The sequence below is a fragment of the Maribacter sp. genome, from assembly GCF_049667165.1.
Classification (GTDB): domain Bacteria; phylum Bacteroidota; class Bacteroidia; order Flavobacteriales; family Flavobacteriaceae; genus Maribacter_A.
The window spans coordinates 1-2,961 of the sequence record NZ_JBATHS010000252.1; the positions used below are offsets into that span (position 1 = coordinate 1).

At 39.1% G+C, this 2,961-nt stretch carries 3 protein-coding genes and 1 pseudogene; all 4 read left to right on the forward strand.

Going from position 1 to position 2,961, the window contains the following annotated elements:
- Positions 1-394 (forward strand): annotated as a pseudogene (locus WBM98_RS12570) (type VI secretion system contractile sheath protein TssC); the annotation flags it as partial.
- Positions 395-441: 47 nt separating this feature from the next.
- Entirely contained in the window at positions 442-831 is a 390-nt protein-coding gene (gene tssD, locus WBM98_RS12575; protein WP_424366369.1) for a type VI secretion system tube protein TssD, read from the forward strand.
- A gap of 10 nt (positions 832-841) precedes the next feature.
- Positions 842-2,104, forward strand: a complete 1,263-nt coding sequence (locus tag WBM98_RS12580) for a hypothetical protein (protein ID WP_424366370.1) — start codon at positions 842-844, stop codon at positions 2,102-2,104.
- Complete coding sequence (locus WBM98_RS12585) at positions 2,104-2,811, forward strand: hypothetical protein (RefSeq protein WP_424366371.1); 708 nt, start codon at positions 2,104-2,106, stop codon at positions 2,809-2,811. The genes WBM98_RS12580 and WBM98_RS12585 overlap by 1 nt, the downstream gene beginning before the upstream one ends.
- Positions 2,812-2,961: the final 150 nt, after the last annotated feature.

A 2,961-nucleotide genomic window follows, 5' to 3' on the forward strand; every position in this document is an offset into this window, starting at 1 on the left:
GTATGGAAAGGTAATGGCTTTTTCTGCCAAGACATTGTTCAATGGGGATAATCTTGGATTGCAGACCTACTCCGTAGTACGTGTTTTTGACTATGTTACCAAAGTATTGATGGACTTCCTCAATAGAAGGGCTTTTGAAAACTTTGATGCAAAAACCAGAAAGGAAATCCAGAACCAAATAGTCCGCTTTTTGGATGAGATCACCGGTCCCGATAAATTGATCGAGGATTTTGAGATCCGTCGTTTTGAGCAGGATGTCAATCAAAAAGATAGGATATATTTGGATGTTCGATTAAAACCGTATTTCCCTGCGAAAAACTTCTTGATCAAGATGGATGGCCAGAAAGGTGATGAAGGCGCCGAATGGGATACCGATTACGAACAAAGTAAATAGTAGATATCCTTTATTTAAAGGTTTAAAAAACATAAAACCCCACCATTATGTCTTTTTTGGCTAAACTTGTTATTGATGGTCAAGAGTACAATGTACTTCATTGTACCTATAACTTTGAACAATCTATGGACAGCACCGGGAAACCTTCGGGCAAGCCCTTGGGTGGCCAGATTATGATCACTTTAGAATCACAAGGTAAATACGACCTTTTCCATTGGATGGCCTCTCCGGACCAAACCAAGGATGGAAGTATTATCTTCTATAAGCGGGATGCCATGTCACAACTACAAAGGGTTGAGTTTACCAAAGCGTATTGTGTAAAATTGGTCGAGAATTTCGACGCCAACAGTGCTACCCCTATGCAAAAGCGTATCGTAATCTCTGCAAAGACGATTAAAATAGGGGATATGATCTTCGAAAACCGTTGGGGATTATAAAAAGATTCCCATGGAAGATGAATTACTAAAAGAACTAGACAGTATCCTTCAACGGGCAATCTCTAAATCTTGGGCAGATGCCAAAAGAAATGCATACGGTAGTGATCCACGGGATGCTTACTTGGATCTACTGAAAGTGCAAATTGACAATACAAGGGTCGATATATCAAAAAATCTTTACAAAATTGATCAGGCAATGCTTGGCAATTCCTCTGGTGATGAGCTTTCAGCATTGGTAGGACGTCCCCAAAAGATAAATGTCGATTTGGCTGATTATGTAAGAGATGTTGAAGGAGGAACAGAGGTTTTCGACGGGAATCAATGGTTTCTTTTTTCAAAAGAAAGTAAAATAGAATTTCAGATGAACGCTTCGCCCGAAGTGGGCAATGCCCCCTTGGTAACGGTCAATGCCTTTGATCCGACCACCAATTTCAGGGTAACCTATATCGATTATGACACCAACACTAAAGGTCAGGAATTTTCTTATGCAGGAAATGCCGATGATTTTGATATGAACACGACCATTCATACGAATTTGTACTATCAAGATCCTTTCTATAATGGAGCTGAATTACTAACAGGTAGTTCCGCTGTGGTTGTTGGAGGGTTAGAGACATTCACAATGGCTCAACACTATGTTAATTATGATGATATTCTTAGGAATCCTTTTTCTCAGGCTGGCCGAAATTATGCCAATGGTATGGGCAAATGGAAAATGCTCGATGGGCAATGGGCTAGTTTTGATGACATTAGAAATGCCACTGGATTTAAACAACAAGGGCTAAAGGTCAGTGCTAATAGTGCTCGAATAAGGGCGAGCAAGGCAGTGGGAGGCCTTAAATTGGCAGGTAAAGTTTGTTTCGGGGTTTCCGTTGTTTTCAGTAGCTTTGAAGTAGGTCATGCAATGACGAGCAATGATTCAAACAGGCACGAAGTATACCAAAAGGCGGCTTTGGATGTAACGATGGGTATCATTGCTTTTATACCTGGAGTAGGTTGGGCCATATCGGGCACCTATTTTATCGCCGATGCATTTGGAGCTTTCGGTGATTGGGGAAAACCAAGTGGAATATCGCAAGAAGCGTATGATATGAAACTCAGGCAAGAGTTTATGGTTTTGTATGGAAATAGACTAAAATCCTTGACTTTTGAAGTGGATTATGAACCGCCTTTGGAATACAACATACCTGATTTTTACCGAGAGGAAGTTGAAGTTAAAATCGATAACACCTATGTGGCCCCAAGGGTACATATCAAAAAAATAAAGCATTAATGGGATCATGGCTGGCAACGTTAAAGCCTCCTAAATTTCTGAGATATTTTTTCTATATTTCGTATAGATGGTACTCCGGTTCTGCGAGTGAGCGGTATCAGGCGCATCTTACTTCGGTACTTTTTTTAGCTTTTACCCATTTTTTCTCAATATTCTTTATTCTTTTAGTCTTTTTCCCTGATTTATTCAGTGCCACCTCTAGCAAGTATCCGGTTGTATTTTCAATTGTGATTTTCTTGGGAGTTACCCATTATATTTTATTCCTATATAAAGAAAAATGGAAAGGATATGTTAAGGAATTCAAACATTTATTGCCTGGCCAAAGAAGGGCAGGCACCTATTTGCTACTTCTTTATTTGTTTTTTATGATAGGTCTCAATGTCGCCTATATCTATAATTATGGGAACGGGAATACAAAGGATTCAATCTTGGTAGATGACGAAAAAGATAGAAACATGGATGTTTCCGGAGTGGCAAAATGTATATCGATTCAAAAAGAGAATTCTTCCAACTTTGTTTTTTATGAATTTTTTGTTGATGGTCGTAGAATTTTGGGAACAACACCGTTCAATGTTGAAACTGATAGACCAATGATCAATGAATATTTTAAGGTTAACTATGCTCATAGCGACGTTTCCAAAAACATCTTGATCCTCGAAGAACCCATTCTCGATACAGTTGTTATAAAACAAGCAGGATTTAAGTAGGTTTTCTGTTGCTTGGTTTAGAAAGAACACCTAGTTCAAGCATTGTGTATAAAGGATCTTACCACCAAGAGATAAGACAAGGGTCGACCTGCCAAAGGTTCTATTTAAAATGGGAAACTTACCCTGCTCATGGACTTACACCAGTTCAAC

Coding starts and splice junctions, on each gene's coding strand:
- tssD (WP_424366369.1), top strand. CDS start 442: ATGTCTTTTTTGGCTAAACTTGTTATTGATGGTCAAGAGTACAATGTA.
- WBM98_RS12580 (WP_424366370.1), top strand. CDS start 842: ATGGAAGATGAATTACTAAAAGAACTAGACAGTATCCTTCAACGGGCA.
- WBM98_RS12585 (WP_424366371.1), top strand. CDS start 2,104: ATGGGATCATGGCTGGCAACGTTAAAGCCTCCTAAATTTCTGAGATAT.